The organism is Desulfovibrio sp. DV (genome assembly GCF_001936595.1).
In the GTDB taxonomy this organism is placed as follows: domain Bacteria; phylum Desulfobacterota; class Desulfovibrionia; order Desulfovibrionales; family Desulfovibrionaceae; genus Solidesulfovibrio.
In genome coordinates this window covers 1-5,786 of sequence record NZ_MLBG01000170.1, presented here as the reverse complement: position 1 = coordinate 5,786, position 5,786 = coordinate 1, and the positions used below count along the sequence as shown (strand labels likewise).

The 5,786-nt window shown below is 67.2% G+C and carries 6 protein-coding genes; all 6 read right to left on the bottom strand.

The window, feature by feature from the left end; genetic code table 11:
• Positions 1-84: 84 nt before the first annotated feature.
• Genes DVDV_RS21335 through DVDV_RS21310 form a run of 6 tightly spaced genes read right to left on the bottom strand, consistent with a single transcriptional unit; the run spans position 85 to position 5,673 of the window.
• Positions 85-2,202, bottom strand: a complete 2,118-nt coding sequence (locus tag DVDV_RS21335; protein ID WP_075356582.1) for a hypothetical protein — start codon at positions 2,200-2,202, stop codon at positions 85-87.
• Positions 2,147-2,962 carry a tRNA pseudouridine(38-40) synthase TruA gene (gene truA, locus DVDV_RS21330; protein ID WP_075356581.1) on the bottom strand — a complete coding sequence of 272 codons (816 nt, stop codon included), beginning with the start codon at positions 2,960-2,962 and terminating at the stop codon, positions 2,147-2,149. The genes DVDV_RS21335 and truA overlap by 56 nt, the downstream gene beginning before the upstream one ends.
• A gap of 1 nt (position 2,963) precedes the next feature.
• Positions 2,964-3,638 (bottom strand): hypothetical protein, encoded by a 675-nt coding sequence (locus tag DVDV_RS21325; protein ID WP_254845488.1) that lies wholly within the window; start codon positions 3,636-3,638, stop codon positions 2,964-2,966.
• A gap of 13 nt (positions 3,639-3,651) precedes the next feature.
• Positions 3,652-4,095 (bottom strand): flagellar export protein FliJ, encoded by a 444-nt coding sequence (gene fliJ, locus DVDV_RS21320; protein WP_075356580.1) that lies wholly within the window; start codon positions 4,093-4,095, stop codon positions 3,652-3,654.
• A 58-nt stretch (positions 4,096-4,153) separates the two neighbouring features.
• On the bottom strand, positions 4,154-4,879 hold the full coding sequence (locus tag DVDV_RS21315) for an adenosylcobinamide-GDP ribazoletransferase (RefSeq protein ID WP_075356579.1): 726 nt from the start codon (positions 4,877-4,879) through the stop codon (positions 4,154-4,156).
• Positions 4,876-5,673 (bottom strand): S-adenosyl-l-methionine hydroxide adenosyltransferase family protein, encoded by a 798-nt coding sequence (locus tag DVDV_RS21310; protein ID WP_075356578.1) that lies wholly within the window; start codon positions 5,671-5,673, stop codon positions 4,876-4,878. The genes DVDV_RS21315 and DVDV_RS21310 overlap by 4 nt, the downstream gene beginning before the upstream one ends.
• Positions 5,674-5,786: the final 113 nt, after the last annotated feature.

Genomic DNA, 5,786 nt, shown 5'->3' with positions numbered 1-5,786 from the left:
GGCCGGGAATTGCGCCGCAATTCCCGGCCCTTTTGTATAGGCGGAGTTTCGGTGCGGGGTGGCAAGGGGCGGGGACGCGGCGGGTCAGCCGAGCAGGTCGATCAGCCGGTTTTTGCGCTCAAGGGCAAACTCGCTGACCCGCGGGGCGATGCGGCCCAGGTTCTCGTCCTCGGGGGCCAGGAAGCTGGCGACGCCGGCCGTGCGGATGGCGTTGACCGTGCTTTTCCAGGCCGGAATGAGGCTTGACGGCGTACCGACCAGGGTTTCGGCCGCGTCCCCGGGGTCGGTTGCGAAGTGTTGCCAGAAGCGGTCGTTTTGCACCCAGAGCTGGTCCCCGCTGCGGGTCGTGGAAAAGCCCAGATCGGACAGGCCGGACCAGTTGCGGCTGACCGGCCGGGACAGGGCGTCGGACAGGGACGTGGTGAAAAAGCCGTTGTTTTTGGCCAGGTACTTGCGCACGTCGTTGTAGCTGGAGACAACGTCGCCCAGGAGTTGTTGCAGGCTGTCCATGGCCCGGGTGACGGTCAGCGGCAGGACCGCGCCGGTATCGGCCGAAGTCTCAAGGAGCAGGCGGCCGGAGTCCAGGGCGTAGGCGTTATTCTCCGAGGCCAGGGCTGCGCCGTCCACCCGGATTTCCCCGTCCTGGCCCGGAAGCTTGGTATCAAGGCCCAGGCTGCCGAGCAGGTTGGATGCGCCGTCGGTGAGGACAAGGTCTTCGCCCAGGCGGCGGTTTAAGAGTGTGAGCGTGGCGGCCCGGCCGGCCAGGGTCAGGTTTTTTCCCGGAACGGCGGCCGAGGGGAGGGTCTCGGTCATGGCGCCGCCGGCCACCCGGCCGGTGGTCATGGGGATGGACCGGGCCACGGACCCAAGCACGTCTGCCGCCGTATCGTCCTTGCGCACGGCCACGTTGACCGTGGTGCCCCGAAGGGCCGTGGTCAGGCCCAGGGCGGACAGGATGCCGCCCTGGGTGTCGGTCAGCGTCAGGGTCTGCCCTTCGTACCCCGGAGCCGTGGCCACGGTCAGCTGGCGCGCCCGGGTGTTGGCCGTGGCCTCGGTCGAGGACGGCACGGACACGGCCCGGCTGTCGGCAGTGACGCCGGGAATGGCGAAGCTCGGGGAGGCAACCAGTTCCACGGCCGTCTTGGCGGCGTTCCAGGTGGATACGGGTTGGGCGGTGATTTGCCCGGCCACGGCGTTTTGCACGTCGCCCCAGGTCCAGCCGGCCTTGACCGCCACGGACAGGTCCCGCACGGTTTGGCCCATGGCCACGCGGAATTTGTAGGTGCCGGCAGACAGCGTGGTGGCCGCGTCCGGGTCGCGGGCCGTGGACACATAGGAGGTGGGCGTCGCACCGCTGCCCGTGGCATAGGCAAAGGTGTGCAGGCCGGTTGCCAGGCTGGTGGCTGCGCCGGGATCGAAGCCGGTGGTATGGAAAAAGGCGGTCTGGGCCTGCCGGGTTGCGCCCACCATGCGGGTGCGGGCCTCGGCCGGGCCGTTCGGGACGGCGGCAGAGCGGATGCCCAGGGCATGGAGCAGGTTGCCGGAGGTGTCCGTGACGCTGACGGCCTGGGCCGTGCGGGCCGGGTTGACCGACAGGGTCAGGGCCGTGCCGGTGCCGGGCAGGGCGGCGTCCAGGGCAAAGGGAGCCTGTTGCAGGGCCACGTCGGCGTGGACACTGAGCGCCTTGGAGTCGTTTATAGCCTGGGCCACCTTGCCAAGCACCGTGCCCCAGGTGTCGCTTTTCCCCACCGAGACGGCAAAAGTCTCGTGCTGCGTGCCCTGCCCGCTCTGGGTCACGCGAAAGGTGTAGTCCCCGGCACTGATGCCCGAGGCGGCAATGGATGTCCTGGCGCTGGACAGGAGCTTTGTGGGATTTATGGCCTGGCCCGAGGCAACGGCCCGGGCCGAGACGGCGTCTTCCAGGCCGCTGTCGCGCATAACGAGGCGGGAATTTTGCCAGGGCGCGTCCACTGTCGGCCAGGTAAAGCGGGACAGGGACCGCTCAAAGCGCGACAGGCGCAGCGACAGGCCGGCGGTGAGGACCTCTCCGGCGTTTTCGCTGCTCGTCCAGGCGTCGCGGGCCAGATGGGTCGAGGCCCCGGGCACGCTTGGCACGGACGCAGCCGAAGACGCCTCGGCAACGGACTCACCCTTGGCCAGCCTCAGGCTGGTGAAATAGATGTCGCTTATGCCCCCGGCCATCCGACGCGTACTCCACCGCGTGCAGGCAAAGCCCGCAAGCCGGAGCAGTTCCCGGTGCAAGGCTTCTTTGCCCCTTCGTCAGAACCAATCGGATGTCTTCAGGGGAAACTTTACCGCGCCCCACCGCCACCAGCGCACCCATGAGGTTTCGCACCATCTGTTTTAAAAAACCCTCGGCCCGGAACTGCCAGACCATCTCGTGGCTGCAGGCCCCGGGCAGCCGGGCCACGCCATGGACATGGCGCACCGTGGAATGCACGACCGTGCCGGTATTTTGAAAGGCGGCGAAATCGTGGCTGCCGGCAAAAAGGGCGGCGCAGGCGTCCATGGCCGGCACGTCAAGGGGGCCAAAGCGCCCCGTGTCCCAGACATAGGGCCGCCGCCAGGGCAGGATATAGCCGGCCCCGGTCCACAGGGTGTAGCGGTACTCCTTGCCCACGGCATCGAAACGGGAATGGAAATCCGGGGCGGCCTCGCAGGCGTCAAGGACCGACATGTCCTTGGGAAGCAGGGCATTGAGCGCCTTTTGCCAGGGGAAGCCGCAGCGGGAGTCCGGCACGTCGGCATGGGCCACCTGGGCCAGGGCATGGACCCCGGAGTCGGTGCGCCCGGCCCCGTGCACCCGCACCGGGCCGGCGCACAGCCGGGAGAGGGCCTCTTCCAGACAGCCCTGGACCGTTCGCCCAAAGCCGGGAGCCTGCAATTGCCAGCCGGCAAAGGCCGTGCCGTCATAGGCCAGGGTCAGACGCAGCCGGGGCATGTTACATGGTGCCCGGGCCGTCCCCGTCCTGGGGCGGCAGCTGGATCTTGGTCAGCATTTCCGTCAGTCCGGCGGCCTTCTTGGCTTCCATGTTGTTGAGCACTTCGCCGGCCTGGCGGCCGCGCATCCCTGCCAGAATTTTGACCGCGATGCCGTTGTCCAGGGTTTCGAGAACCTTGGCCGCCTGCTTGGCATTCATGTTGGAATAGACATCGATAAGATGCTTGAGCTTCTGGTCTTTGACGCCCTTGGCCTCTTCGAGCATCCCCTTGATGCTCGTCTCCATCTCCTTGAGCTTGGCCACCCGGGAGTTGAGTTCCGTTTCCAGGCTTTTAAGGGCCTGTTCGCGCTGGTCGAGCTCGTCCTGGCGCTTGAGCAGGGCGTTTGATTCCGGCGCACCGGGGGTGCTCACCGGGGGCGTGGCGCTTGGCGGCACCGTGGCCGGCGGCAGGGGATTGGCCGGCTTCTGCTGGGCCAGGACTGGCGTCGGGCCGGCAAAGGGGGCCGGCAGGATCGGAGCCTTGGCCACCTGGACCGGCGGATCGGGCAACAACAGGTCAAGGCCCATGAAGACCAGGATGCCGAGCTTGATGGCCGCCAGCATGACGAAAATCCCGAGCACCTTGGTGGCCCGGGGGGCGATGCGGCCGGACACCCGTTCGAGCGTGGCCAGCATTCGCTCGCCGATGTCAGACAATCGGCGGCTGGTAGCGGATCGAGGCCATGTCGTCGTTTTCGTTTTGCTCGGCGAGGCGTTCTTCCTGGGCATGGCGTTCGGCCTTATTGGATTTGAGTTTATCTAGGAGTTTCTTGTCTTTGGCCCTGGTGACCAGGGTGCGGCGGCAGCGTTCCCGGACCTCGACCAGCTCGGCCAGCTGCACATGGGCCAGCCGGATGTCGTCCACCAGCCGGGTGCGGTAGGCCTGCCACAACCACAGCTCCTCGGGAGTCACCACGGCCTTCTGGGACATGGAGGATTCCCGGGCGTTCTTCTCGTTTTCCAGGCGATGGATCTGCTGCTCTTTTTGGGTGCAGGCCGCCATGGCCTTGCCCAGCTCCATCTTGGCCCGCTCCTCCAATTGGGTGCGGACGTCCAGGACGCGCTCGAGATTGAATCGAAAAGGTTTGGCCATGGGTCCCCTGCCGGTTTTCCGTCGGTCGCAGTCCCAACAGCAAGACCCGGGCCACTTGTTACAACAATCCCCCGGCCAGGACCGCCAGTTCGCCGCCGACAATGGCCGCGCCCAGGAAATCGCCGTTGACCCCGCCGTTTATCCGGGCCAGCCGGGCCAGCCGCCACACGACAAGGCCGCACAAAAGCGTCCCCAGGACCGCCGCCCGCAGCCCGCCCGCCGCCAGCAGACAGCAAAGGCCAAGGCCCACCGCAAAAAATGTGTTCCCTCGGGTGGCCCCAGGCAGGCACAGCGACCCCAGGCCCGGCCGGGGTATGTCAAAACACGCCCGCATGAGGGCCACCGCCGCCGACCGCCCGGCCACCGGCGCCGCCGCCAGGAGCCAGACCTGCCCCGACGAGAGCAGTTCCGCCCCGAAACAGGCCTGCCCGGCCACGGCCACCACCAGGGCCATGCCGCCAAACGCGCCGATGCGGCTGTCCTTCATGATGGCGAAAAACCGGTCCCCCCGGGCCATGCTGCCCCAGGCGTCGGCCACGTCGGCAAAACCGTCGAGATGAAGCCCCCTGGTCAGGGCCAGATTGGCCACGGCATAGGCAAAGGCCCCGGCCAGCGGATGGCCGCCAAAGAGCCCAAAGGCTAACGGCAGCGTCAGGACCAGGCCAAGCGTCGCCCCCACCACCGGGAAAAGCGGCACACAGCCGGCCATGTCCGGATCAACCGCAACCGGTCCCAACCGGGTCAGAAAACCGAGCGCCGCCAGATAATTCCTTATGATGCTCATGCAACCCCCGACGGCAAAAAAAGCTCCAACCGATCACCCCGCGACAACCCGAGCACTGCCGCTGCCGAACCGCCGCCCACAGCCAATTCCAGATAGCCCTGGCTGCCGGCCAAAAGCCCGACCTCCCCGGAACCAATGTCCGCATAGGTCACAGCCCGCACAAGCTCCCGGGAAACCGGCACAACCAGCGCCGCCCGGCCCCACCATCCGCCAAAAGCGGCATCGTCGCAACTCGTCATCACATTGCCAAACCCGTCCACCGACAACACCCGGGCCACGACCACGTCCCCCTGCCGCGTTGCCGTCAACCCCGGCAACACGATCAACTCGTCGGGCGAGAAGACATAACCCAAGGCCGAAACCGACTCGCCCATGGCCAGCCGCGCCGCCAACGGCGCAAACACGTCACGCCCGTGAAAGGTGGCACTGGCCGGGGCCACCCGGGGCGTGACGTCATAGGCCCGCACCCCCTGCCCCCGGGCCAGGGGCAAGGTCAAAAGGCCATTGTCCGGACCCACCACCAGCCGCGAATCAAGCTCCACCACCACCGCCCGCCGCGACGTGCCCACTCCGGGGTCCACCACCGCCACGACCACCGCGCCCGGCGGCAGCCACGGCAACGTTGCGGCCAGAAAAAACGACGCCTGGACCACATCCCCCATGGCCACCCCATGGCTGATGTCCACAACCGGCACTCCCGGCGCAGCCGAGAGCAGGACCGATTTCATCTGGCCGACATACGGGTCGGCCAGGCCGAAGTCCGTCAGCAAGGCGATCAGCGGTGCGGTCTGCATGGCGTGGTTCGCTCCATTCTCGGGGGTGGTGAAAGAAGGGACAAAGCAAAGGCGGAGAGGGAGGCAAAGGCAGAAGATCAGGGCTTCGCCCCGAACCCCACCGGTGGGGCTCA